This window comes from Anoxybacillus gonensis, from assembly GCF_001187595.1.
In the GTDB taxonomy this organism is placed as follows: Bacteria; Bacillota; Bacilli; order Bacillales; family Anoxybacillaceae; genus Anoxybacillus; species Anoxybacillus gonensis.
Window position 1 is genome coordinate 2,322,800 of sequence record NZ_CP012152.1, and the last position, 22,642, is coordinate 2,345,441.

At 41.0% G+C, this 22,642-nt stretch carries 22 protein-coding genes, 2 pseudogenes and 1 riboswitch; of the genes and pseudogenes, 17 read left to right on the forward strand and 7 right to left on the reverse strand.

What is annotated here, in order from left to right; genetic code table 11:
- Positions 1–274: 274 nt before the first annotated feature.
- Positions 275–643 carry a hypothetical protein gene (locus AFK25_RS12080; protein WP_009361607.1) on the reverse strand — a complete coding sequence of 123 codons (369 nt, stop codon included), beginning with the start codon at positions 641–643 and terminating at the stop codon, positions 275–277.
- 132 nt (positions 644–775) lie between these two features.
- On the opposite strand from AFK25_RS12080, the gene tnpC reads away from it, so the two are divergent.
- Positions 776–2,224: an IS66 family transposase gene (gene tnpC / locus AFK25_RS12085; RefSeq protein WP_049720900.1), complete on the forward strand. Its 1,449-nt coding sequence runs from the start codon at positions 776–778 to the stop codon at positions 2,222–2,224.
- A gap of 92 nt (positions 2,225–2,316) precedes the next feature.
- On the opposite strand, the pseudogene AFK25_RS14880 reads toward tnpC, so the two are convergent.
- Positions 2,317–3,316 (reverse strand): annotated as a pseudogene (locus tag AFK25_RS14880) (IS630 family transposase).
- 299 nt (positions 3,317–3,615) lie between these two features.
- Here AFK25_RS14880 and AFK25_RS12100 point away from each other — a divergent pair.
- The 5 genes and pseudogenes from AFK25_RS12100 (at position 3,616) to AFK25_RS12120 (ending at position 8,328) form a co-directional block, all read left to right on the forward strand.
- A pseudogene (locus tag AFK25_RS12100) lies at positions 3,616–4,761 on the forward strand (ISL3 family transposase).
- Positions 4,762–4,887: 126 nt separating this feature from the next.
- On the forward strand, positions 4,888–5,859 hold the full coding sequence (locus tag AFK25_RS12105; RefSeq protein WP_035063827.1) for an N-acetylmuramoyl-L-alanine amidase: 972 nt from the start codon (positions 4,888–4,890) through the stop codon (positions 5,857–5,859).
- 50 nt (positions 5,860–5,909) lie between these two features.
- Positions 5,910–6,875 carry an energy-coupling factor ABC transporter permease gene (locus tag AFK25_RS12110; protein WP_035063829.1) on the forward strand — a complete coding sequence of 322 codons (966 nt, stop codon included), beginning with the start codon at positions 5,910–5,912 and terminating at the stop codon, positions 6,873–6,875.
- Between the two features lie 5 nt (positions 6,876–6,880).
- Positions 6,881–7,603 carry an energy-coupling factor transporter transmembrane component T family protein gene (locus AFK25_RS12115; RefSeq protein WP_240483358.1) on the forward strand — a complete coding sequence of 241 codons (723 nt, stop codon included), beginning with the start codon at positions 6,881–6,883 and terminating at the stop codon, positions 7,601–7,603.
- Complete coding sequence (locus AFK25_RS12120; protein WP_240483357.1) at positions 7,600–8,328, forward strand: energy-coupling factor ABC transporter ATP-binding protein; 729 nt, start codon at positions 7,600–7,602, stop codon at positions 8,326–8,328. Before AFK25_RS12115 ends, AFK25_RS12120 begins: the two co-directional genes overlap by 4 nt.
- A gap of 63 nt (positions 8,329–8,391) precedes the next feature.
- Here AFK25_RS12120 and desB read toward each other — a convergent pair whose 3' ends face one another.
- Complete coding sequence (desB, locus tag AFK25_RS12125) at positions 8,392–9,477, reverse strand: Delta(10) desaturase DesB (RefSeq protein ID WP_026011608.1); 1,086 nt, start codon at positions 9,475–9,477, stop codon at positions 8,392–8,394.
- A 240-nt stretch (positions 9,478–9,717) separates the two neighbouring features.
- On the opposite strand from desB, the gene AFK25_RS12130 reads away from it, so the two are divergent.
- The 4 genes from AFK25_RS12130 to AFK25_RS12145 all read left to right on the forward strand — a co-directional run bounded on the left by AFK25_RS12130 (position 9,718) and on the right by AFK25_RS12145 (position 12,609).
- Positions 9,718–9,960 carry a DUF2584 domain-containing protein gene (locus tag AFK25_RS12130; protein ID WP_019417381.1) on the forward strand — a complete coding sequence of 81 codons (243 nt, stop codon included), beginning with the start codon at positions 9,718–9,720 and terminating at the stop codon, positions 9,958–9,960.
- Between the two features lie 99 nt (positions 9,961–10,059).
- A complete protein-coding gene (locus tag AFK25_RS12135; RefSeq protein WP_035063836.1) occupies positions 10,060–11,040 on the forward strand; it encodes an ABC transporter substrate-binding protein in 981 nt (326 codons plus the stop codon).
- A gap of 5 nt (positions 11,041–11,045) precedes the next feature.
- Positions 11,046–11,816 (forward strand): ABC transporter ATP-binding protein, encoded by a 771-nt coding sequence (locus AFK25_RS12140; RefSeq protein ID WP_009361619.1) that lies wholly within the window; start codon positions 11,046–11,048, stop codon positions 11,814–11,816.
- The gene (locus AFK25_RS12145) at positions 11,803–12,609 is read left to right on the forward strand and encodes an ABC transporter permease (protein WP_035063839.1); all 807 of its coding nucleotides are present in this window, start codon (positions 11,803–11,805) and stop codon (positions 12,607–12,609) included. Before AFK25_RS12140 ends, AFK25_RS12145 begins: the two co-directional genes overlap by 14 nt.
- A 29-nt stretch (positions 12,610–12,638) precedes the next feature.
- Here the strand turns inward: AFK25_RS12145 and ytkD are convergent, their stop codons facing one another.
- The 3 genes from ytkD to AFK25_RS12160 all read right to left on the reverse strand — a co-directional run bounded on the left by ytkD (position 12,639) and on the right by AFK25_RS12160 (position 14,052).
- Entirely contained in the window at positions 12,639–13,112 is a 474-nt protein-coding gene (ytkD, locus tag AFK25_RS12150) for an RNA deprotection pyrophosphohydrolase (protein ID WP_009361621.1), read from the reverse strand.
- A 63-nt stretch (positions 13,113–13,175) separates the two neighbouring features.
- Entirely contained in the window at positions 13,176–13,484 is a 309-nt protein-coding gene (locus AFK25_RS12155) for a hypothetical protein (protein WP_009361622.1), read from the reverse strand.
- A gap of 130 nt (positions 13,485–13,614) precedes the next feature.
- Complete coding sequence (locus AFK25_RS12160) at positions 13,615–14,052, reverse strand: Dps family protein (protein ID WP_009361623.1); 438 nt, start codon at positions 14,050–14,052, stop codon at positions 13,615–13,617.
- A 109-nt stretch (positions 14,053–14,161) separates the two neighbouring features.
- On the opposite strand from AFK25_RS12160, the gene ytzI reads away from it, so the two are divergent.
- Positions 14,162–14,302, forward strand: a complete 141-nt coding sequence (ytzI, locus tag AFK25_RS14885; protein ID WP_081957620.1) for a YtzI protein — start codon at positions 14,162–14,164, stop codon at positions 14,300–14,302.
- An 18-nt stretch (positions 14,303–14,320) separates the two neighbouring features.
- Here ytzI and AFK25_RS12165 read toward each other — a convergent pair whose 3' ends face one another.
- Positions 14,321–14,794: an S-ribosylhomocysteine lyase gene (locus AFK25_RS12165; RefSeq protein WP_009361625.1), complete on the reverse strand. Its 474-nt coding sequence runs from the start codon at positions 14,792–14,794 to the stop codon at positions 14,321–14,323.
- A 128-nt stretch (positions 14,795–14,922) separates the two neighbouring features.
- On the opposite strand from AFK25_RS12165, the gene yidD reads away from it, so the two are divergent.
- The 6 genes from yidD (at position 14,923) to AFK25_RS12195 (ending at position 22,640) form a co-directional block, all read left to right on the forward strand.
- Positions 14,923–15,147: a membrane protein insertion efficiency factor YidD gene (yidD, locus tag AFK25_RS12170; protein ID WP_009361626.1), complete on the forward strand. Its 225-nt coding sequence runs from the start codon at positions 14,923–14,925 to the stop codon at positions 15,145–15,147.
- Positions 15,148–15,224: 77 nt separating this feature from the next.
- Positions 15,225–16,406, forward strand: a complete 1,182-nt coding sequence (locus AFK25_RS12175) for a GTP-binding protein (RefSeq protein ID WP_035063844.1) — start codon at positions 15,225–15,227, stop codon at positions 16,404–16,406.
- 89 nt (positions 16,407–16,495) lie between these two features.
- Entirely contained in the window at positions 16,496–17,479 is a 984-nt protein-coding gene (locus AFK25_RS12180; protein WP_035063847.1) for a metal ABC transporter substrate-binding protein, read from the forward strand.
- A 71-nt stretch (positions 17,480–17,550) separates the two neighbouring features.
- The gene (locus tag AFK25_RS12185; protein WP_081957621.1) at positions 17,551–18,903 is read left to right on the forward strand and encodes a cytochrome ubiquinol oxidase subunit I; all 1,353 of its coding nucleotides are present in this window, start codon (positions 17,551–17,553) and stop codon (positions 18,901–18,903) included.
- Between the two features lie 14 nt (positions 18,904–18,917).
- Positions 18,918–19,955 carry a cytochrome d ubiquinol oxidase subunit II gene (locus AFK25_RS12190; protein ID WP_035063848.1) on the forward strand — a complete coding sequence of 346 codons (1,038 nt, stop codon included), beginning with the start codon at positions 18,918–18,920 and terminating at the stop codon, positions 19,953–19,955.
- A gap of 94 nt (positions 19,956–20,049) precedes the next feature.
- Positions 20,050–20,250: riboswitch (cobalamin riboswitch) on the forward strand.
- A 110-nt stretch (positions 20,251–20,360) separates the two neighbouring features.
- Positions 20,361–22,640 (forward strand): ribonucleoside-diphosphate reductase subunit alpha, encoded by a 2,280-nt coding sequence (locus tag AFK25_RS12195; RefSeq protein ID WP_035063851.1) that lies wholly within the window; start codon positions 20,361–20,363, stop codon positions 22,638–22,640.
- Positions 22,641–22,642: the final 2 nt, after the last annotated feature.

Here is a 22,642-nt window from a genome sequence, read left to right on the forward strand (position 1 = left end):
CCATGCCGAGCGCACTAAAAGTGCCAAATAACCCTCTTTGAGAGGGTTATTTGGCATGCCTAAAACATGTGGTATTCTTTTTCTTCGGCTAATGATCACAAACATGGTGTATGGATACAGCGACGCTTAACCACTAAACTTGAAGGGTGTGTAATCCTAACCTATAATCCACTTTAATTTCCTTAAAAAAGTCGCTCACAGGTGTTTTTTATATAATTCTTTATGTTACCTTATATTTAAATTTTTGGTATCCAAATATTTTAGTTCATGTCTTTCATTCACTTTCTTTCCTTTTCATGAATAAAAGAATTATGAGGAAAACAAATAAAATAAGTGTAATCCATAAGGAAATAGAGTAAGCCTTTTTGAATAACTGAATAGTCCATACTGGTGCCCAAGCATCCTCCCCTAGTAGCCAATATGCGATCACATTTGAAATTCCAATACCTTCTGTATTCGGTTTCAGTGATTGATAATAATTAAGTGCTAAACTAATACTGCAAACTATGGATACGAAAAAAAGTGCAGTAATTGTCATAAGGAGTGTTTTAGATAAATTTTTTGTTCTTCTATAGAATAAATAAGTAAAAATTAAAAGAGTAATTAACAAAATGTAATAAAAATAAAGTTCTGGATTGAACATGATTTCACTCCTAATGAAAAACTTAAGGGAAGTATATAAGTGTAACTATTCAGCCACATCATAAAGTGAGCTGAATATTTTTTTCTTTCCTTGTCTATGATGTGAATATTGATAGACAAGGAGGTGAATCGCATGTTGACGGTACAACAAGCTGTATTTACAGTTGAGAGCTTAATGGGCAAAGTCCAACAACAAAAACAGCTCATTCATCAACTCATTCAAGAAAATGAACATTTGCGTCAAGAAAACAAACAGCTACGTAAAGAAAATGAACAACTGACATATCGCGTTCAAGAGCTGGAAGCACGCACGAAAAAAAACAGCTCGAATAGCCATCTGCCCCCATCTTCTGACCGTTTCGAGAAAAAGCGCTCCTCTCGTGAACCGTCTGGCAAAAAGCCTGGTGGGCAAGAGGGACATGAGGGAACGACAATCCGTCAAGTGGAACATCCACACTATCGTGTCGTCCATCGCGTCCATACGTGTCAAGGATGTGGGGCTTCTTTGCGTGACGTAAAACCGTTCAAAGTCGATGTCCGTCAAGTGTTTGATCTGCCTCCCGTGTCGATTGAAGTGACACAACATGAGCGTGAAGTGAAATCATGTCCGCATTGTCGATGCGTGCAACAAGCGGAGTTTCCACCACATGTCACGAATCATGTGCAATACGGTCCACGTCTTACTGCGCTCGTTGTTTATTTGCATCATATCCAATTGATCCCTTACAAGCGTTTAAGTGATACAATCGAAGCGTTATATCAACACTCGGTTAGTACAGGAACCCTTGCCAATATGGTGAAACGAGGACGCGAAGCGCTGGAATCCAATATGGACATGATCGAAGACGCCTTACTTGACTCTAACATCTTGCATGTCGATGAAACGAGTTTGCGCATCAATGGTAAACTCGCATGGGTGCATGTCGCATGTACGTCGACATATACGTACTTGGCTTTTCACGCTTCTCGTGGAAAGAAAGCAACGGATGAGATCGGGATTCTTCCACAATATAAAGGAACGATGATGCATGATGCATTCGGTACGTATCCCAGATACACCGAAGCCACGCATGCCCTTTGTCATGCCCATCATTTACGTGACTTGAAAGGGTTCATCGAACAAGGGCATACATGGGCAAAACGGATGATCGCGTTTCTATTATCCGCCAAACAAGTGGTCGAACAACATAGTGGCTTTCTTCCTGAAGAAGAAGCGAAACGTTGGGAGCGCGTGTATGATCGCATACTCGCGAAAGCGCAACACCGGTTGGAAGGGATGACACCGTTGCCAAAAAAAGTGCTCTCCTTCGTTCGGCGACTTCAAAAACGGAAGGAAGAAGCGCTGCGCTTTTTGCGTGAAGCTCACGTTCCCTTTGACAACAACCAAGCCGAACGAGATCTTCGCATGGTCAAAGTCAAAGAGAACATCTCAGGGACGTTTCGTCAGGAAACGTTCGCGCAGTCGTTTTGCATCGCAAGAAGCATCGTTTCCACACTCACAAAGCACGAAAAAAACGTGTGGGACTCGTTGTGTCTTCTGTTGACAGGTGAAACGATAGATCGTGTTCTTTCCGCTACGTAGGGCATTTTCTATGACAGAAATGCCCTATTTGTGCTGGGCTTTTTACACACTAGCACGGGGGTGAATAGTTACATATAAGTTGAATTAAAGATTTACAACTGAACACACAAACGATCGATCGTTTGTTCTAGTTTTTGGTTGATTCTCTGAATAAATGCTTGGACATTCTTTCTAATTTCTTGCACACTCGAATAGAACACGTTATAGATGACGTCCGATTTTAGCCATTTCCATAGCCCTTCAATCAAATTCAACTGTGGACTATATGGCGGCAAAAAGACGAGCTCTAATCGATCTTCGTGTTCTTTTAAAAACGGCTGAATAAGTTTGGCATGGTGAATTCGAGCGTTATCTAACATCATCACCACTTTACCTGTAGGATAATGTTCTAACACAAGTTCAAGAAATCGAAGAAATGTTTCTGCGTCATAACGTTCTTCTTCGATGCAAAATACCTCTCCTGTTTCGTAGTTCAATGTGCCAATCAACTTCAGCCCTTGATGTTTTCCAAACGTCGGAATGATTCGTGTTTTCCTTTGACAAACCATGTTTTTTGAATGGCTTGGTAATCACGAATCATCGATTCATCTTGAAAGAGGACATGGGCGATTTTCCCATCTACCAGTTTTTTTTTACTTCTGGGAAGGTGATTTCGATAAATTCTTTTTGTTTCCCTTCATCGGCATTGGCTAGTGTATAGGTCGGTTTCGTATAGCTTAGCCCTAACTGATGCAGCATTTCACTTGTTCCACGAAGCGTGTACGTTGGTCCCCACTTTTGCTGAATGAGTTCAGTGATGATCGCAAGCGTCCAGTTATATTTCACTTCGAATCCCACATCTACGGGGAGCTGATGTTCAATGATCAAAGCAAGCTCTTTTTCCTGTTCAGAGGTCAATCGACGTGGAGCACCGGGTGAATATTTCATCTCTAGCCCGTGAAGACCCCTCTGAGTGTAGGCATAGATATAGTTATAAACGGTTTTTTTGGATCGACCGATAATCGTTGCGATTTCTTCTTTTGCGTATCCCTGCAAATGAAGATAAATCGCTTGGTAGCGTTCATATGCTCGTTTACTTTTTGCTTCTTTCATGGCAGTGGACAATTTTTCGATCTCATCTTTGTGATTCAGCGTCGTATTTTCTCTCCGTTCCCCTATTTTCTCTTTTATTATTTATTCGCCGTGAAACATGAAAAAACCTTTATTTCAATTTATATGTCAATATTTTTTATATTAAATTTGTTATTATAAAGGGGAAATTTAGGCTCTTCACCACAAGTTGTACTTGATCATTTAAGATCGGTGTGCATAGAGAAAATAGAGGGTACAAAAAATGCGAATTTTCCTGTATGGTAAAGGTGACCAAACCAAACCACTGGAGGAAAATTCGCATGTACTCTCCGTTTATCAAAGAACTCATCGATTTACCAGATGTTTTGATTCAAAAGGTACGAAAAGAAGAAGAACGTTGGATTTTCGAACTTTCTCTGCCCGAACAATGCTCGGCTTGAAGCGCACGATCAAAATGACATGCAAAAAGAAGCAATAGATGCATGGCTATGCTCAGAGAATCGGAATTTTTTGGATTGAACTTCCTGTCGAGCGCAGACGTTGTGGTGCGTGTGGCATGACATTCAGCACGTCTTATCCAGCCATCTCTCCTCGAAGTGTGGCGACGGATGCTTTTCGCAATCTTGCATCGGAACATCATTTAGGCAGTGGCTTGTATGCTCAAGCTTCCTTACACAACGGTAGAACGTTGGTTTTATATCCATGCCCCATCCTTCCTATCAAATGACATCCAACCAAAGGCGGTTTGTGTCGATGAGTTCGCTTTTCGAAAAGGACATGACTACGGAGTGGCAATCATGGATGCCGAAACGGGAGAAGTGCATGCTATTGAAGCAGGAAAGAACGAGGAAGCCATTGGCCGTGCGTTGGCTCATGTGTCTTGTTCTGTTCAGTTTGTCGTGAGCGATTTAACTCCAGCGATGAAAAAATCCATTCAAGGGGTTTGCCCAGAGGCGACACACGTGGTCGATTATTTCCATGTCATTCAGCTGTTTACAGATGCTTTAGAGCGTTGTCGCAAATATGTAGACAAATGGGGCTACAAACGCGAAAATGTTCGTTACGTTTGTCGTTTATTGAGCCAATGTCCAGAGAAGCTGATGGAGGAAGAACGTCAAATTGTACGAGAATGGTGTAAGGAAAGTGATGACTTAAAGTCTGTCTACCGATCGTTTCAACATTTTCGCTATGTGTCCAAAAGCAAAGACGAACAACAGACGAAACGACGTTTGGAGGCTTGGATGCATCGGTATTCGTTTTGTCCTTGTTCGGTTGTGCGTGCCATTGCAAAATCACTCGTCAAACGAACAGACGAAATCATATCGTGCATGTTATCGCCTTATTCGAATGGGAAAATGTAGGGAACGAATAACAAGATCAAGCTGATTAAACGTCGAGGATACGGATACAGAAATATCCAACGTTTTGCATTGTGGGGTTGGTTAGAAACAGCTAACATACTTTAATGGCAGGGGCAAGTACATCTTCAAGTACATCTTTTGGTGATGACCCATTTTTCATATGTTCGTACAAACCATTCCATTCACTGAAACATATAGTAGTACATAGAAACAAAGAAAAGGAGGTTAAAGATGAATCAACTATTTGCGATTCCTCAATTAAAAGATATACGCCACCTTCTCCCTACTCGCTCTGGACAATCGTATAAAAAAACAACACTTGAACAAAAAACGCACATCATTATTCATCATAGCTTGACGAAAACAGGCTCCGCATTTGCGTTTGCCAATTATCATGTAAGCAAAGGATGGCCCGGGATCGGATACCATTTTGTCATTGAACAAGACGGAACGATTCATTTTTGCAACGACTTAGAAACGATTAGCTACCATGTCGGCAACCATAACACTTATTGCATCGGCGTTTGTTTAACAGGCGATTTTCGCACACAACAACCGACGAATGAACAAAAACAATCATTGAGAACGTTATACAAAAAGCTGGTAAACATCTTGCCGAACTATAAAGACGTGAAAGGACATAACGAGCTAAAAGGATACGAATGGAAACAATGCCCTTGTTTTAACTATGCGCAAGTATTAACAGAAAAAGAAAACATCGAAATGAAAGAAGAAGTCAAACTGTATACCGTCGAACGAGGAGATACGCTATGGACAATTAGTCAAAAAACAGGAGTAAGTGTCAAAACGTTATTACGCCTAAACCCACATGTTGATCCAAGAGCATTACAGCCTGGGCAACAAATAATCATTGAAAAACTAATAAAAAAAGAAGAAGTGAAGGCCCCATCACAACCATCCAATCAAACACCGAAGCAACAAAATCCAATTGAACAACTGATAAGTAAGCTTCCGAATAAAGTATTGCAATATGGCGATCGTGGTGAAGACGTTCGCATCTTACAACAAGCGCTAAATATGATCAATTTTAAATGCGGAGCAGAAGACGGAGTATTCGGCCAAAAAACGTTAGATGCCGTGAAACGAGTGAACCTTATGTTTTCAGGTGGAAATAAAAATGGCATGTATGACAAAAAAACGAAAAATTATATAATAAGCAAACTTAGAGAAAAAATGAAATAGCTTTCCATGACACGTCTCTCCTATAATAAAATATAAGGGGGGATATTTTTATGCATATGGCAGATGCGCTTATTTCACCTGCGGTAGGAATTGCGATGTGGGGGGCTACAGCAGGTGTAGCAAGCTACTCATTAAAAAAATTAAACATAGAAGCAGACGAAAAAAAACTGCCGCTGATGGGAGTGCTTGGAGCATTTGTATTTGCAGCGCAAATGATTAACTTTGCGATTCCTGGTACAGGATCAAGCGGACATTTAGGTGGCGGATTGTTACTTGCCGCTTTGCTAGGTCCTTATGCAGCTTTTTTAACGTTAGCCGTTGTTTTATTTATTCAAGCGCTCTTTTTTGCAGATGGCGGACTGTTAGCGTTCGGATGCAACGTATTCAATCTCGGCTTTTATACATGTTTTATCGCATATCCGTTATATAAGCGACTCATTCGCCGAACAAACATATGGCTCGCTTCCATCATTGCAGCGGTCGTTGGATTACAACTCGGCGCATTTAGCGTTGTCGTTCAAACGTTGTTATCCGGAAAAGTCGAATTACCGTTTACGACGTTCACCTTATTTATGCAACCTGTTCATTTGGCGATTGGCATTGTGGAAGGAATGGCTACCGCGGCTGTCGTTTCATTTGTGATGAAAACAAAACCAGAGCTCTCAACACCGGCAAATACACCGACGAATCGTCTCATCGGGACACTCGGCTTACTCGCGCTTCTCATCGGTGGCATATTTTCATCGGTCGCTTCGTCAAAACCAGATGGATTAGAATGGTCTATTTTACGCACAGCAGGCACAGAGGAGCTGCATACAACAACGGCACTGCATCACGCGCTGGAACGTCTCCAACAATCGCTCGCTTTATTACCTGATTATAATTTGAGAAGCGGAGGCGCATCAATCGGCTGGCTAGACGTCGGGACAAGCGTTTCTGGCATTATCGGTGTATTCGTTGTTGCGATCGCAATGCTTATACCATACATGATGAAAAAATGGAGAAAAGAAACGTGATACATATGTCAAATATGAAAGAGCAACGACACGATGTTCATCCGTTAAGCATGCTCATTATAACGTTTACATACATTCTTGTCGTTGCTTCATTTCACACATATGCATTTATTGAACTCATCCCTTTATCGCTTTATCCAATTGCCATGATCGTGGTGCATCGTCTTTCTATTCGTCATATCAAAAGCATACTGCTCGCCTCTTTACCGTTTATTACAGTGATAGGGGCTTCGCAGTTGTTTTTTATTCATGAACATATATCATTTTTTCATTGGCGTATCGAAGCGCGGTGGCTCGTATTTGCCACTTTGTTTGCAAAAAATATACTTGCTGTTCTTGCAGCAACGGTGTTGTTTTTGACGACACCGATCGAGCAACTTGCAGGTGCGCTCCTTTCGTTGCGCATTCCTCGTCTGCTCGTTATACAATTGCTTTTGACATATCGATATATTTTTTTATTTTTAGAAGAAGCAAAACGACTGCGTCAAGCATATATGTTGCGCGCACCGAACCATCGCGCCATCCAATTATCCGTTTGGGGATCGCTCGTTGGACATTTGTTGTTGCGAACATTTGAACGTGCCGAGCGCGTGTATGAAGCGATGACGTTGCGCGGGTTTTCTATTCAACGTATGCATATAAAAATAAAACGATGGACAATGAAAGAAATGATTTACACATATGTCACTATTGGATTGTTCATCGTTTATCGTTTGGTGGTCATATGATGATAAACGTATCGAATATTTGTTACATATACCCAGATGGTCACGAAGCCATTCGTGATGTTTCTTTTTCCGTTCAACAAGGAGAATGCATCGGCATCATTGGAGCAAACGGTGCAGGAAAATCAACGTTATTAAAACTGCTCGTCGGATTGTACATGCCACAACGTGGACGTATCGTCATCGACAATATGCCCATGTCGAAACAAACGTTACAACATATTCGTCGCATCGTTGGCTTTACATTTCAACAAGCAGACGATCAATTATTTATGCCGACCGTTTACGACGATGTCGCATTTGCGCTTCGAAATAAAGGAATGAACGAAAATGAAGTGGAGCAACGAGTAATAAACGCTTTAACGCTTGTCGGTGCAATACATGTAAAAGATCGTCCACCTTATCGTTTATCAGAAGGAGAAAAACGGCTCGTCACCTTAGCAACTGTACTTGCGATGGAACCAAACATATTGCTCATGGACGAACCGACAGCAGCGTTAGATCCGAGAGCACGACGAACGCTCATTCATCTCGTGCAATCGTTGCCACATACAAAAATGATAACAACACACGATCTCGATTTTGTACTCGAATGTTGCGAGCGAACGATTGTACTCGCAAACGGGATGATCGTATATGACGGCCCAACAGATGCTGTATTAACAAACGAGCCGTTTTTACACGAGCATCATTTAGAACTTCCCCTTATGCTGCAAGGGAGGAAATAAAGCGTGGCTCATTAGCCACGTTTTATTTTTTTGCTGAAAACAAAAAGCGCCGGTATGCGACGCTTATTTTTGTTTCACCATCTTTTGTTTGACTACACTATTTTCTTTCGTTTTGTACGAAAGATTATCTATATTTAGTCCGTTTCCGAGCGTTCCGTACACATACCCTTCGCGCGGTTCGATGAGTTCTGTTTGTTCATGATAAAGCCGCGGCGTTTTCCATAACGCAATTAACGCTTTTGTCATCGGCATTTCATGATACCGTTCCGGCCATAGTTGTTTAATATATTGTTTGACGAGCGGGTAATATTTTGAACTCATCGCTGGGAATAAGTGATGTTCTGTATGGTGTGAAAAGTTGAAATGCAACACATCTACCCACTTTGGAACGATGACCGTTAAGCTATTAGCTAGCGGATCGTTAACTGGAACGAGCGGATTTAAACGATGGTTCGTTGAAATATATCCCATAACGATCGCATTCCCAATGAGCAACGGAAAAACGAATGCAAAGAGCCATTTTTCTACTCCGATCATCAACAATAACCCAATCCATATCGACCATGGCAACACAAACTGCCAAAATACTGCGCGACGACTCCCTTTTTCAAACTCCTTCCAAAAATGAAGAAGCATATGAAGCGAATGAACGGTAAACATCCCTGCTAAAGACAAAAACGAAAAAGCCGCACGAATGGGAAACGGAATGCGATAAATCCAACGGAGAAAACGACTTTGAGCTAAACGTTTTATCGTCGGCCACGCATCGGGATCAAGTTCCTCATGTTGTGTATGCACATGATGTGTCGCATTATGCCACTTTCGCCATAACTTCGGACCTGTGCAAAGCGGTAAAAATGCGATGCCACCTAATAAATCACGAAGCCACGCCCGTTTGACTACCGTCCCGTGCAAAATTTCATGCCCTAAAAACCCTAATCCAGCAAAACACCATCCAATAACAACCGAAAGCAATCCATTCCATAGCCAATGGAGGTCAAATAAAGAAATCGTTACAATGCTGCTCACTAAAACGAGCATGTAAGCAAGGCCTCCAAACAGACGAGACGGAACAGGACGGAACGCTTCCTCAGGCAAATACGGGGCAATGCGAGCCGCGTACCACCCGAATGAATGAAATTGTTTCATGTAACAAAAAACTCCCCTCATACATAAACACTTCGCTTCAAAAAGAAATGAATATTCAAACATTTCCCTTTAAAGCTTATTGTCATCGTATCATTTATATTCTTGTCCTGTCAATAAAATTTGTTACCTGATCATATTATTTATTTATATTATTTAGTATCAATATGAATGCAGTTGTACAATAGCGATAAATGTGTTTCAATGGAAGTAAACATACCAAATCAATTTGGGGTGAAACAGATGGGGATGCCGTTAGAGATACAAACGATGATCGTCACAAATGGAAAAGAAAAACGAATTGAACACAACTTATTTGTATTACAAAAAGAAGGTTATCGCTTATATCCACTTGACGTGCCGTTAGAAGTAAGACGAACAAAACACGGAGAAGCAACAGGACAAGCTGTCGTCAAAAAACTCGTCCTTGAAAACGGAACAACGATCGTTACATATGAATTAATTGCTTTGCACTCCATTAATTAAACCGTCGAGCGATGTGCTCGGCGGTTTTCTTTTTAGGTCATTCACACATTTTGATTAGGCGCATACGATAAAGCAAACGAAACGAAAGAGGGGAAAAAAATGCGAAAATGGGGGTTTTTGCTCGTTGCTTTTATGTTTTTGCTTTCAGCATGCTCATCTAATGATGTAAAAACGTTGCGCGTTGCGGAAGTGACTCGTTCTATTTTTTATGCACCTCAATACGTCGCAATTGAAAAAGGCTTTTTTGCTGAAGAAGGGCTTCATATTGAACTAAATACGACGTGGGGTGGCGATAAAACGATGACGACGCTTTTATCGAACGGAGCGGATATTGCGCTCGTCGGTTCGGAAACGTCTATTTATGTGTATAGTCAAGGAGCCATTGATCCTGTCATCAACTTTGCGCAATTGACACAAACAGATGGAACATTTTTAGTTTCGCGTGAACCGATCGCTAACTTCACATGGGAACAATTGAAAGGAAGTACATTTTTAGGTCAAAGAAAAGGCGGCATGCCGCAAATGGTCGGAGAATACGTTCTAAAGCAGCATGGAATTGATCCACATAAAGACTTAAATCTCATTCAAAATATTGAGTTTGCTAATATCGCCAATGCATTTGCAAGCGGAACAGGCGATTTCGTCCAACTATTTGAACCGACTGCTAGCATTTTTGAACAAGAAGGAAAAGGATATATTGTTGCTTCCTTTGGAACGGAATCCGGCCATCTCCCGTACACAACGTTTATGGCAAAACAAAGTTTTATTGAGAAAAATAAAGATGTCATTGAAAAATTTACACGCGCGCTTTATAAAGCACAACAATGGGTGCAAACACACGATGCTAAAGAAATCGCAACAGTCATTCAACCGTACTTTGAAAATACAGATATCGCTCTCATTGAAAAAGTTGTCGATCGCTATAAAAACCAAGGCTCTTACGCAACTGACCCTATTTTAGATGAAGAAGAATGGAACCATCTTCAAAACATCATGAAAGAAGCAAATGAATTGCCATCGTACATTGATCACTCGATTTTAGTGAATACATCGTTTGCCGAAAACGCACAAAAGAGGTGAACACCATGCCCATTTTAACGATTGATCAAGTGATGCATGCCTACGTCACAAACCAATCTGCCGTCTTGGCACTTGATCATCTGTCGCTAACTGTCGAGAGGGGAGAATTTCTCTCCTTTCTCGGCCCAAGCGGCTGTGGAAAAACGACGCTTCTTTCCATTATCGCGGGACTAATCGAACCAACAAAAGGCCGTGTACTCATTGAAGGAAAAGAAGTAAAAACGATGCGCCAAACGATTGGATATATGCTACAACATGATTATTTGTTCCCGTGGAAAACGATTGAACAAAACGTCACACTCGGATTAAAACTAACAGGCAAATATAGCGAGAAAACGAGAAAACAAACGCTCGCCCTTTTACATCAAATTGGTCTACGCGACGTCGATGATCGCTATCCTTATGAATTATCAGGAGGAATGCGTCAGCGCGCTGCACTCGTTCGCACCTTGGCAACCGACCCGAAAATTTTATTGTTAGATGAACCGTTTTCAGCACTTGATTACCAAACAAAACTTAAACTAGAAGATCTCGTATGGGAGACGTTAAAGCAATATCGGAAAACAGCACTTCTCGTCACGCACGACATCGGTGAAGCGATTGCAATGAGCGACCGTATCGTTTTATTTACCGCAAGACCAGGAAAAATTAAGCGAATTGTTTCCGTTCCAGATTCATTAAAAGCATGTACACCGTTTCAAGCTCGCCAACATCCAGATTTTTCACCGATTTTTCAAATGATTTGGAAGGAGTTAGAGAGCATTGAACAAACATGAATGGTTGCAACGTATATACGATCAATATATAGCATATGAAAAGCGCGAAAAACGAATCGTTCGTTTTTTCCAAATGATCATCGTCGTTGCCTTCTTTAGCTTATGGGAGATGGCAAGCCGTTTTCATTGGATTGATCCTCTTTTATTTAGCTCACCGTCTTCAATTTGGCACTTGTTTATCACTAAAGTGCGCGATCATACGTTGCTTTCACATACAACCGTCACATTAACAGAGACCGTGCTCGGTTTTATTGTTGGTACGATCGCAGGCATTTGTTTCGCTGCGCTTCTTTGGTGGTTTCCACGCGTATCTAAAATTGTTGATCCGTATTTAGTCATTTTAAATGCCATGCCAAAGGTGGCACTTGGACCGATTCTCATTGTAGCGCTCGGACCGAATATGACGTCAATCGTGGCGATGGGAGCAATCATTTCTATCATTATTACAACGATTGTCGTTTACACATCGTTTAAAGAAGTAGATGCCAACTATATCAAAGTGCTTCAAACATTCGGTGCAACAAAACGACAATGGTTCACAGAAGCCATTTTACCCGCTTCCTTTCCAACAATGATTTCAACGTTAAAAGTGAACGTCGGTCTATCTTGGGTCGGTGTCATTGTCGGGGAATTTCTTGTTTCGAAACAAGGGCTCGGTTATATGATTATTTACGGGTTCCAAGTGTTCAACTTTACGCTCGTTTTATTAAGTTTGCTTATGATTGCGTTACTTTCAAGCATCATGTACCAACTTGTCAGTTGGTTTGAAAAAAAACTAATGAAACGTGCATAACCCTACACGTAAGAAAAAGCGGTGGGGTTTTAAATCATTCCCCACCGCTCTAACTGTTGTTTCGTATATGCCCATACGCCATCCTTCATAATAAAACTAAATCGTCCATCTTTCGCTATGTCATCTGGCATATGCTCAATGAGCACAGGACCATTTGTCTCAAAATACGACTCCCTTTGTTCCAAAAATTCAACATGAGCAAAATAAATATTTTTTACAATCGTTTCATTCGGACGTTTGACTTCATACTGTCCAATGTACGTGATCTTCTCAACAACTCCGCCCGTTTCTTCCTTTACTTCGCGAATTGCTGCTTGTTCTGCCGTTTCTCCTTCCTCTATTTTCCCACCTGGAAACTCCCAGCCACGTACAGCGTGATTTGTCAATAACCAACGACCATCGTACCGACAAATCACAAGAACATGTTTCGGTTGTTGCGAAAAAGGATGGTCAGAAAAAGAAAGTCGAACGTTGTATCCGTAGTAATCTTGAAATACAATCATCGCCGTCTACCCTCAACTGTATGTTTTCTTCATTGTACCACACAGTGAAATTGTCGACAGCTTTTATAACTGTATGACACCCATCGTTTCAATTTGTTGTTTCGCTTCTTCATCTCCAAGCTCATAAATAAGTTCGTACACTTTTTTTATCGCTTGATCATATCCATCATTTGGCCGATCGTAATGGTATTGCACATACGGCACATGTGCGCGCCAAAACGATTGCCAATCGGATGAATACATTTCATCAAAATACTCTCGTAATTGAATGATTTCTTCATCCGTCGCCTCAATTCGAAACTCCCAAGGTGATGCTGTTTTCACTTGCGAAATTTCGCCACGAGCCACTGAAACATAGTACGTTTTTTTCATCGCCCCACCTCTTTTCCATTTGTTACGGTTAGTGTGAGTCGATCCATTTGTTTTCATGCAACAAAAAGCATACGATCTCCTTTAACGCTTCTTCAAGTACTATAATATGAAAAAGGTGGGAAATCCCACCTTATCCAAGAAACGATTTTAACATCCACACATGTTTTTCTAAGCTTTGATGAATGCCTAAAAGCATATCCCCAGTCGTTTCATCATTAATTTCCCCAGCGTAGTTCATACCATCTTTCAACTCTTCAATCATCGTTTCAAAATCGCGCACGATTTCTGCCACCATTTCCTCGGCTGTTTCATTTCCTTTGGCTTCCTGTACAGACGCTACCGCTAAATACTCTTTCATCGTCGCTAACGGCTTTCCACCTAGCGCCAATAAACGCTCCGCTAATTCATCAATATGTAGCGCAGCTTCATTGTACAATTCTTCAAATTTTGTATGCAACGTAAAAAATTGCGGACCTTTCACATACCAATGGTAGTTGTGCAGTTTCACATACAATACGTTCCAATTCGCAATTTGTTTGTTTACAATGTCAATTAATTTTTCCTTCATTTTCATTCCCTCCTCAAGTATAAACTTTCCCCTTCTCTATTGTAGCAAACAAAAAAAATTTTGGAAAATAATACGGTTTTGCATTAAGATAGAGTGTGGAGGGGTGCATATGTTGCTCACTTTTATTATTTCTATCATCATTGTATTTGTCGTGCTCATCTTAAGCGTTTTAACGATTTCAAAAGCATACAAATACAAACACACCATTGATGAGTTGCCAAATGAAAAAAGCAAAGGTTCAGACATGTAACGCCTGAACCTTTGTTGTTTAACCAAACACTTTTTTCAATTCTTCTTTTGGTTGCGATAGCCAGTAGCGCATGAGTCGCTTTGCTCCTTCTAAATCATGCAACTTCGCTTGACCACACTCTTTTTCTGTTGCGGCTGGCACCTCTGTGACGGTTAGCGCTTCATTCATCGTTGCCTCTAGCAAGTCAATAATTTCTTCAACGGTTGGCGTGCCGCTAACAACTAAATAATAGCCTGTTTGACATCCCATTGGCGAAATATCAATAATATCAAAATGGTCGTATTTTTCGGCGTGCTTACGAATGTGCACCGCTAGCAAATGCTCGAGCGTATGAATAGCTGCTGGCTGCATTGCTTCTTTATTAGGCTGACAAAAACGAATATCAAATTTATTCACAACACCGTCGCTGCCGACTTTATGAACGCCGCAATGGCGAACGTACGGTGCTTTGACCGCACAATGATCAAGCTCAAAGCTTTCTACTGAAGGCATACTTCTCACCTCTTTTCAATTGTTACGTCTTTATCATACACAAAAGTCCGACTTTTTTCATCTTTTTTTGTTAGTATCATTTCGTCCAGCTATGTTACAATAAGAAAAAATAGGGGTAGGTGTATGATATGAAACATATACTTCTTTTACTTATTCGCTTTTATCAACGTGTCATTTCCCCATTAAAACCACCGACATGTCGCTTTTATCCGACTTGTTCGCATTACGGATTCGAAGCTATTCGCCGTTTCGGCGCGCTCAAAGGCGGATATTTAACAATAAAACGCATTTTAAAATGTCATCCGTTTCACCCCGGTGGATTTGATCCTGTTCCAGAGAAAGAGCAAAAATAGTTGTTCTTTCTCTTTTTTTTCGATATGATAAACGTTGTAAATCGTAATAATTACGTTTTGGGAAAGGAGAAAACTATATGAAAGTGCCTGTTACCGTATTAAGCGGATATTTAGGTTCAGGAAAAACGACATTGCTTAATCATATTTTAAACAATCGTGAAGGATTAAAAATTGCTGTTATCGTCAACGACATGAGCGAGGTGAATATCGATGCTGAGCTCATTAAACAAGGTGGATTTTCACGTACAGAAGAAAAGCTTGTACAAATTCAAAACGGCTGTATTTGTTGTACGTTGCGAGAAGATTTAATGAAAGAAGTTCAAAAACTCGTTGAGGCTGGAAACATTGATTACATTGTCATCGAGTCATCCGGCATTAGCGAACCGATTCCTGTCGCTCAAACATTTACGTATATCGATGAGGAATTTGGCATTGATTTAACGTCAACATGTCGGTTAGATACGATGGTCACCGTTGTAGATGCCAATCGTTTTTGGCATGATTTTGCCTCCGGTGAAACGTTATTAGATCGTAAACAAGCAGTCGATGAAACAGATACGCGTGAAGTTGTCGATTTACTAATTGATCAAATTGAATTTGCAAACGTGCTTATTTTAAATAAAATCGACTGCATTTCTCAAGAAGATGCAGACGAGCTAGAAGCACTCCTTCGTAAATTAAATCCAGAAGCAAAAATCATTCGGACAACATACGGAAAAGTGGCACTTCATGACATTTTAAACACTCGTTTATTTGATTTCGAAAAAGCGAGTCAATCAGCTGGATGGATAAAAGAACTAAATGAAGAGCATACACCAGAAACAGAAGAATACGGCATTTCTTCTTTCGTATATCGTCGCCGTCGCCCGTTTCATCCCGAACGACTGATGCATTGGCTCGAACAATGGCCAGTTGAAATCGTTCGCGCCAAAGGCTTTTTCTGGCTCGCTTCCCGCAACAATATGTGCGGACTTCTTTCACAAGCTGGGCCGTCCATTATGATTCAAGGGGCTGGCGAATGGATTGCCACATATCCTCCGCATGAACGGGAACAAATTTTGCGAGAAGAACATGAATTGCGTGCAAAATGGGACGATACGTATGGCGATCGCATGACAGAACTCGTATTGATTGGCATTGGTATGGACGAACATGCGATTTCTTCTTCCCTGGATGCATGTTTATTAACAGATGAAGAAATGAAACAAGACTGGTCAACTTTTGTTGATCCGCTTCCACCATTTGTTACTACTTCATAGTTTTCAAATCGTAACGATTACGATATAATAAACTAGGAGAAAAAGGATGTTTTCATAAACATCCTTCTTTTTTGAGAGGAGGAAAAAATATGAAATTACGTGCGATGTTAACTATTATACTTGCAAGCACACTTACATTATTTGGATGCAATAAACAAGATGAAAACGCTCCAACCACTAGGGAGGGAAAAGACAATCCACTTATCATTTATACAACCGTATATCCACTTCAAGACTTTACCGAAAAAATTGGTGGAAAACATGTGCAAGTCGAAAGTGTATACCCTCCAGGCGTCGATGTGCACACATATGAGCCAACAGCAAAAACGATGCAACAAATTGCTGAGGCTGATGCGTTCATTTACATTGGTCAAGGAATGGAAGGATTTGTCGATCGCATCACGAAAACGCTAGAACATGAGCGCGTCAAATTCGTCGCAGCAACGGAAAACATGGAATTACTTTCAGCTAATGATACTCATGGCGACGAACATGCTCATGAAAATGAAGATGAACATGCTCATGAAAATGAAGATGAACATGCTCACGGAGATGTCGATCCTCACGTCTGGTTAGATCCGATTTATTCCATTGAAATGGCCGAAACGATTAAACAAACATTAGTAGAACTTAAACCTGAAGCGAAAGATGATTTTGAACAAAACTTCGCTTCATTAAAACAGCAACTTGAACAACTCGATCAACAATTTCAACAACTGATGAAAGAGGCGAAAAGAAAAGATATTCTTGTTGCTCATGCCGCATACGGCTATTGGGAGAAACGATACGGCTTAAAACAAATAAGCGTGACTGGACTATCACCAACAAATGAACCGTCACAAAAACAGCTTACTTCCATCATTAAACAAGCAAAAGAGCACAACATACAATATATCTTTTTTGAACAAAATGTTACATCAAAAATTGCTGAAGTCGTAAAAAATGAAATTGGGGCGGATGTACTCATTCTTCACAACTTAGAAGCACGCACAAACGATGATATCGCAAACAATAAAGATTACTTTGCGATCATGCATGACAATATATCCGCATTAAAAAAAGCGTTACAATAAGCGATCGTTACGGTCGCTTATTTTTTTGCATATTTTTTCCCTTTTCAAATCAAACTAGGAAACGACAATGTATGGAAAGGGATGAACATTTCGGTATGGATCACGTATTAACAGCAAGAACGTTATTTGGTACAACCATGGCGTTTCATATTATTTTTGCGACGCTTGGAGTCGGTATTCCGTTCATGATTTTATTGGCCGAGCTACTATATCAAAAAACGAAAGACAATGACTACGCTCTCATGGCTAATCGTTGGACAAAAGCGCTCGCCATTTTGCTTGGCGTAGCGATTCCGTCTGGTACTATCGCAGGAGTACAACTTTCACTTTTATGGCCAGGCTTTATGGAAGTGGTCGGCAAAGTGATGGCGCTTCCGTTTCAAATTGAAATTTATGCGTTTTTCGTCGAAGCGTTATTTTTATCTATTTACGTATACGCAGCAGACCGTATCTCTCCAGCAATGCGCATCGTAAGCTTGACGCTTGTTGCCATCGGAGCAGCCGCTTCTGCCATTTTAATCACGAACGTTCACGCCTTTGAAGGTACACCGACTGGCTTTCGTATCGAAAACGGGCAAATTGTTGACGTCAATCCGTGGGAGGCGTTTTTTAATCCAAGCTTTGCCGTCACAGCAACACACGTCGTTTTATCAGCGTATATGACAGGTGCGTTTACGATCGCTTCAATCGCGGCATATCACATGTTGAAAAATAGACGCCATGAACGCATCCAACTTTTTCATAAAAAAGCGCTCATGCTCGGTTTAACAGTTGGCGGCGTATTTTCTTTACTAACAGCAATAAACGGACATGAATCAGCTCAACTTCTTCATGAATATCAACCTGAAAAATTAGCTGCTGCTGAAGGATTGTTTGAAACACAGTCGCACGCCCCGCTCGTCATCGGCGGTTTTACGGACCGTGAAACACAAACGGTCAAATGGGGAATTGAAATTCCGTGGTTACTTAGCTTTTTAGCGGGCAATCGTTTCGATACCGTCGTTGTCGGATTGAATGACTTTCCAGAAGAATGGTGGCCACCATTGTTTGTCCATACACTTTTTAATGCAATGGTCGGAATCGGCATGTTTCTTCTCCTTCTTTCCATTGTCGGATTCGTTTGGCATCGCATAAGAAAACAACACATATTTCCGAACTGGTTTATGTGGACAGTTGTTACTGCTGGGCTGCTCGCTCTTCTCGGCATTGAATTTGGCTGGATTTTTGCTTGTACAGGGAGACAGCCTTGGGTCATTTATCGCATGATGACAACGGCAGAAGCTGTAACACAGTCAACAAATTTAGGAACACTCTTTCTTTTATTTACGTCCATTTACGTATTTTTACTCGTCGCAGTCGTGCTCGTCTTGCGTTCTTATTTCCGACGCCATCCGATTGAACAACACTTATCTACGCACATGTAGAAAGGAGCAAGATGATGACAGATGAATTAATTGCTATTTCAATTTTATGGGGATTTATTTTTATTTACGCCGTCATGGCGACGATGGACTTTGGAGCAGGGTTTTGGTCGATGGTATATATAAACCGCCCGCAAACGAAAGCAACGAAAATCGCAAACCGATATTTATCACCGACATGGGAAGTGACAAACGTCTTTATCGTTGCGATCGTCGTGGCGCTCGTCAGCTTTTTTCCCGGAGCGACATTTATGCTTGGAACCATTTTACTTATACCCGGAAGCATCATTTTACTTTTGCTTACTGTACGTAGTGCGTTCCTCGTTTTTTCACACGTTGCTCCTAAATATGAAAAAGTGCTTGTTTACATTTCTGGTATAAGCGGCTTACTTATTCCAGCCTTTTTAATTAGCGTCTTGCCAATTACGCATGGTTCTTTTGTTGAAACAATGAATGGAGTCAGTCGCCTACGGCTTGATCGCTTATTTACAAGCCCACATGAATATGCATTTATCGCCTTTGCGATTACAAGTACACTCTTTCTTTCGTCGCTTTTATTAGCAGACTACTCAAACGAAGCAAATGAAATAGAAGCATATACGATTTATCGCCGCGATGCACTCATCATCGGGCCGTTTGCTCTTCTCTCCTCTATTCTCATTATGGTCACGATGCGAAACGAAGCGCGCTGGCTATATGACGGAATGATTGCACGTTGGCCGTGGCTTGTCGCTTCTGTCGTATTATTTCTCTTAGCTGGCGGGGCACTTTTTCTTCCTTCATGGAAAAGAAAAAACGGACGCGGAATGCCACGTCTTGCGGTTGTAGCCATCGTCTTACAATATTTTTGTGCAAGTTACGCATACGGAAAAGCTCATTTACCATATATGATTTATCCGAATGTAACAATCGAATCCGGATTTACGCATCCGAATACGTTTCGTGCCCTTTTTGTGACGTATATCGTCGGCTTTGCTATTTTATTTCCAGGATTCATTTATTTTTGGCGGCTGTTTATGAAAGACCGGCGCTATGTAGCAAATGATGAAAAATAATGATTGCAAATGTTGAGATTTTTCGCTATAGTTTTAAGCGTAAACCTTTTTCGTACAATATATTGTGATAATCGCAAGAAATAATAACTATATATTGAAACCGACAAGTGAAGGTGTCCGAGCGGACTTAATAGGGAATCTGGTGCGAATCCAGAACTGTCCCCGCAACTGTGTGCGCAGACGAAATGGAAACAACACCACTGTATATGTCAGCTTTTCAGGCGCATATATGGGAAGGAATCCAAAGTAGGAAGAAGCGCGAGTCAGGAGACCTGCCTTCCTTGTATCGTTTCATATTCTTCGGGGATTGAGAAGATGAAACGATGGTGAAAGCATGCCTTTTTCCATCGTTTCATCCGCTCAATGAGAGCGGATGTTTTTATTTTTTAGGGGAAGGGATGTTATATGGTGTACATAAAACAACAAACAGAAGGAAATGAAGAAACGATCCGCACATTATTGTTTCCTATTTTCAAAGACTTTCCACACTTAGCGAGTGAGCGATACATTGAACGGACTGTACGGGCGCTTGCTCATACGCAGCGGTACAACGACATGATGAATAAACTTATTTTAAATGCGCTTGATGAAATCACCGTAGAACAGCCGGATTGGACGTTTGTTGCCGCTCGTCTCTATTTGCAACAGCTATACGACGAGGCAGCTAACAATCGCGGCTATGATGTATCCGACACATATCGCTACTTTTATGAATTGCAAATAATGCTCGTCGATCTCGGCATTTACGACTCGTTTTTATTGGAACGATATACGAAAGAAGAACTGCAAGAAGCGAGCACATGGATTGACACAAAAAAGGACGAGCTATTTACATACATCGGGTTAAAAACGCTCGTTGATCGCTATTTAGCGAAAGGGTATGGCGGCGAAATTTACGAACTGCCGCAAGAGCGCTTTTTAACGATTGCTTTAACATTAATGGCATATGAACATCCGACAAAACGAATGGCACTAGCGAAAGAAGCATATTGGGCATTGTCTAACCAATACATGACCGTTGCTACGCCAACTTACGCAAACGCTGGAAAGTCGTATGGTCAATTATCGAGTTGTTTTATTGATACGGTAGACGATAGTTTAATTGGCATTTATGAATCGAATACCGACATCGCTCGTTTATCAAAAGGCGGTGGAGGAATTGGCGTATATTTAGGAAAAATTCGCGCACGAAATTCTGACATCAAGGGATTTAAGGGAGTTTCATCTGGCGTCATTCCATGGATGCGCCAATTAAACAATACCGCCGTATCGGTTGACCAGCTCGGTACGCGGCAAGGAAGTATTGCCGTATATTTAGACGTTTGGCATAAAGACATTTTCTCGTTTTTAGACGCGAAGCTAAACAACGGCGATGAACGGCAAAAATGCCATGATTTATTTTATGGCGTATGCATCCCTGATTTATTTATGGAACAAGTCGAAAAGCGCGGCGATTGGTATTTATTTGACCCACATGAAGTGAAAAAAGTGATGGGCTGGAAAGATAAACACGGCAATCCATTAGGGCTAGAAGACTTTTATGATGAAGAACGAGGAAATGGCTCGTTCCGTGAAAAGTATGAGGAATGTATCAATCATCCAGAGTTAAGTAAAGAGCGCGTTCCTGCGATTGAAATCATGAAACGGATATTAAAGTCACAGTTAGAAACAGGAACGCCTTATATGTTTTATCGCGATGAAGCAAATCGGATGAATCCGAACAAACACGCAGGCATGATTTATTCTAGCAATTTATGTACAGAAATTATGCAAAACATGAGCCCAACCATCGTCACAAAAGAGTATACAGAAGATGGGGAGATTATCGTTCATAAAAAGCCGGGCGATTTTGTCGTTTGCAACTTATCGAGCATTCATTTAGCCCGTGCCGTACAAGATGATGTGTTAGAACGATTAATCCCGATTCAAGTGCGCATGCTCGATAACGTCATTGACTTAAACGAAAAGCGAATTGAAGTGTTGCAAGCTGTCCTCACCAATAAAAAATATCGCGCCATCGGGTTAGGGGCATTTTCTTGGCATCATTTATTAGCGTTAAAAGGAATCAAATGGAACAGCGAAGAAAGCGTACAGCTTGCTGATCAGTTATTCGAGAAAATTGCTTATTTAACGATTCAAGCGAGCATGGAGCTTGCCAAAGAAAAAGGAGCATATCCAGCGTTTGAAGGCTCCGATTGGCACACAGGAAAATACTTTGAACTTCGTGGGTATTATTCCCATGATGAGTTAGATTGGGATCATTTAAAACAACAAGTGATGGCATATGGGATGAGAAATGGCTATTTAATGGCGCCTGCGCCAAACGCTTCCACATCCGTTTTAGCAAACGGAACAGCATCGTGCGACCCTGTCTTTAACCGTTTATATTTTGAAGAAAAGAAAAATTATAAAATTCCTGTGACCGTCCCTGATTTAAACGCAAAAACGTTTTGGTTTTACGATAACGCCTATGAAGTGGATCAAAAGATGAGCATTCGTCAAAATGCTGCAAGACAAAAACATGTCGATCAGTCGTTAAGTTTTAATCTATATGTGTATAACACGATTAAAGCAAAAGACTTGTTGGACTTGCATCTCACCGCATGGAAAGAGCGGTTAAAATCGACGTATTACGTTCGTAGTACTGCAGTAACGATTGAAGAATGCGACGTTTGTTCATCGTAGGG

Bases quoted from the DNA above. Each gene is read 5' to 3' on its own strand.
- AFK25_RS12080 (WP_009361607.1), bottom strand. From the start codon at position 643: ATGTTCAATCCAGAACTTTATTTTTATTACATTTTGTTAATTACTCTT.
- tnpC (WP_049720900.1), top strand. From the start codon at position 776: ATGTTGACGGTACAACAAGCTGTATTTACAGTTGAGAGCTTAATGGGC.
- AFK25_RS12105 (WP_035063827.1), top strand. From the start codon at position 4,888: ATGAATCAACTATTTGCGATTCCTCAATTAAAAGATATACGCCACCTT.
- AFK25_RS12110 (WP_035063829.1), top strand. From the start codon at position 5,910: ATGCATATGGCAGATGCGCTTATTTCACCTGCGGTAGGAATTGCGATG.
- AFK25_RS12115 (WP_240483358.1), top strand. From the start codon at position 6,881: ATGTCAAATATGAAAGAGCAACGACACGATGTTCATCCGTTAAGCATG.
- AFK25_RS12120 (WP_240483357.1), top strand. From the start codon at position 7,600: ATGATGATAAACGTATCGAATATTTGTTACATATACCCAGATGGTCAC.
- desB (WP_026011608.1), bottom strand. From the start codon at position 9,477: ATGAAACAATTTCATTCATTCGGGTGGTACGCGGCTCGCATTGCCCCG.
- AFK25_RS12130 (WP_019417381.1), top strand. From the start codon at position 9,718: ATGGGGATGCCGTTAGAGATACAAACGATGATCGTCACAAATGGAAAA.
- AFK25_RS12135 (WP_035063836.1), top strand. From the start codon at position 10,060: ATGCGAAAATGGGGGTTTTTGCTCGTTGCTTTTATGTTTTTGCTTTCA.
- AFK25_RS12140 (WP_009361619.1), top strand. From the start codon at position 11,046: ATGCCCATTTTAACGATTGATCAAGTGATGCATGCCTACGTCACAAAC.
- ytkD (WP_009361621.1), bottom strand. From the start codon at position 13,112: ATGATTGTATTTCAAGATTACTACGGATACAACGTTCGACTTTCTTTT.
- AFK25_RS12155 (WP_009361622.1), bottom strand. From the start codon at position 13,484: ATGAAAAAAACGTACTATGTTTCAGTGGCTCGTGGCGAAATTTCGCAA.
- AFK25_RS12160 (WP_009361623.1), bottom strand. From the start codon at position 14,052: ATGAAGGAAAAATTAATTGACATTGTAAACAAACAAATTGCGAATTGG.
- ytzI (WP_081957620.1), top strand. From the start codon at position 14,162: ATGTTGCTCACTTTTATTATTTCTATCATCATTGTATTTGTCGTGCTC.
- AFK25_RS12165 (WP_009361625.1), bottom strand. From the start codon at position 14,794: ATGCCTTCAGTAGAAAGCTTTGAGCTTGATCATTGTGCGGTCAAAGCA.
- yidD (WP_009361626.1), top strand. From the start codon at position 14,923: ATGAAACATATACTTCTTTTACTTATTCGCTTTTATCAACGTGTCATT.
- AFK25_RS12175 (WP_035063844.1), top strand. From the start codon at position 15,225: ATGAAAGTGCCTGTTACCGTATTAAGCGGATATTTAGGTTCAGGAAAA.
- AFK25_RS12180 (WP_035063847.1), top strand. From the start codon at position 16,496: ATGAAATTACGTGCGATGTTAACTATTATACTTGCAAGCACACTTACA.
- AFK25_RS12185 (WP_081957621.1), top strand. From the start codon at position 17,551: ATGGAAAGGGATGAACATTTCGGTATGGATCACGTATTAACAGCAAGA.
- AFK25_RS12190 (WP_035063848.1), top strand. From the start codon at position 18,918: ATGACAGATGAATTAATTGCTATTTCAATTTTATGGGGATTTATTTTT.
- AFK25_RS12195 (WP_035063851.1), top strand. From the start codon at position 20,361: ATGGTGTACATAAAACAACAAACAGAAGGAAATGAAGAAACGATCCGC.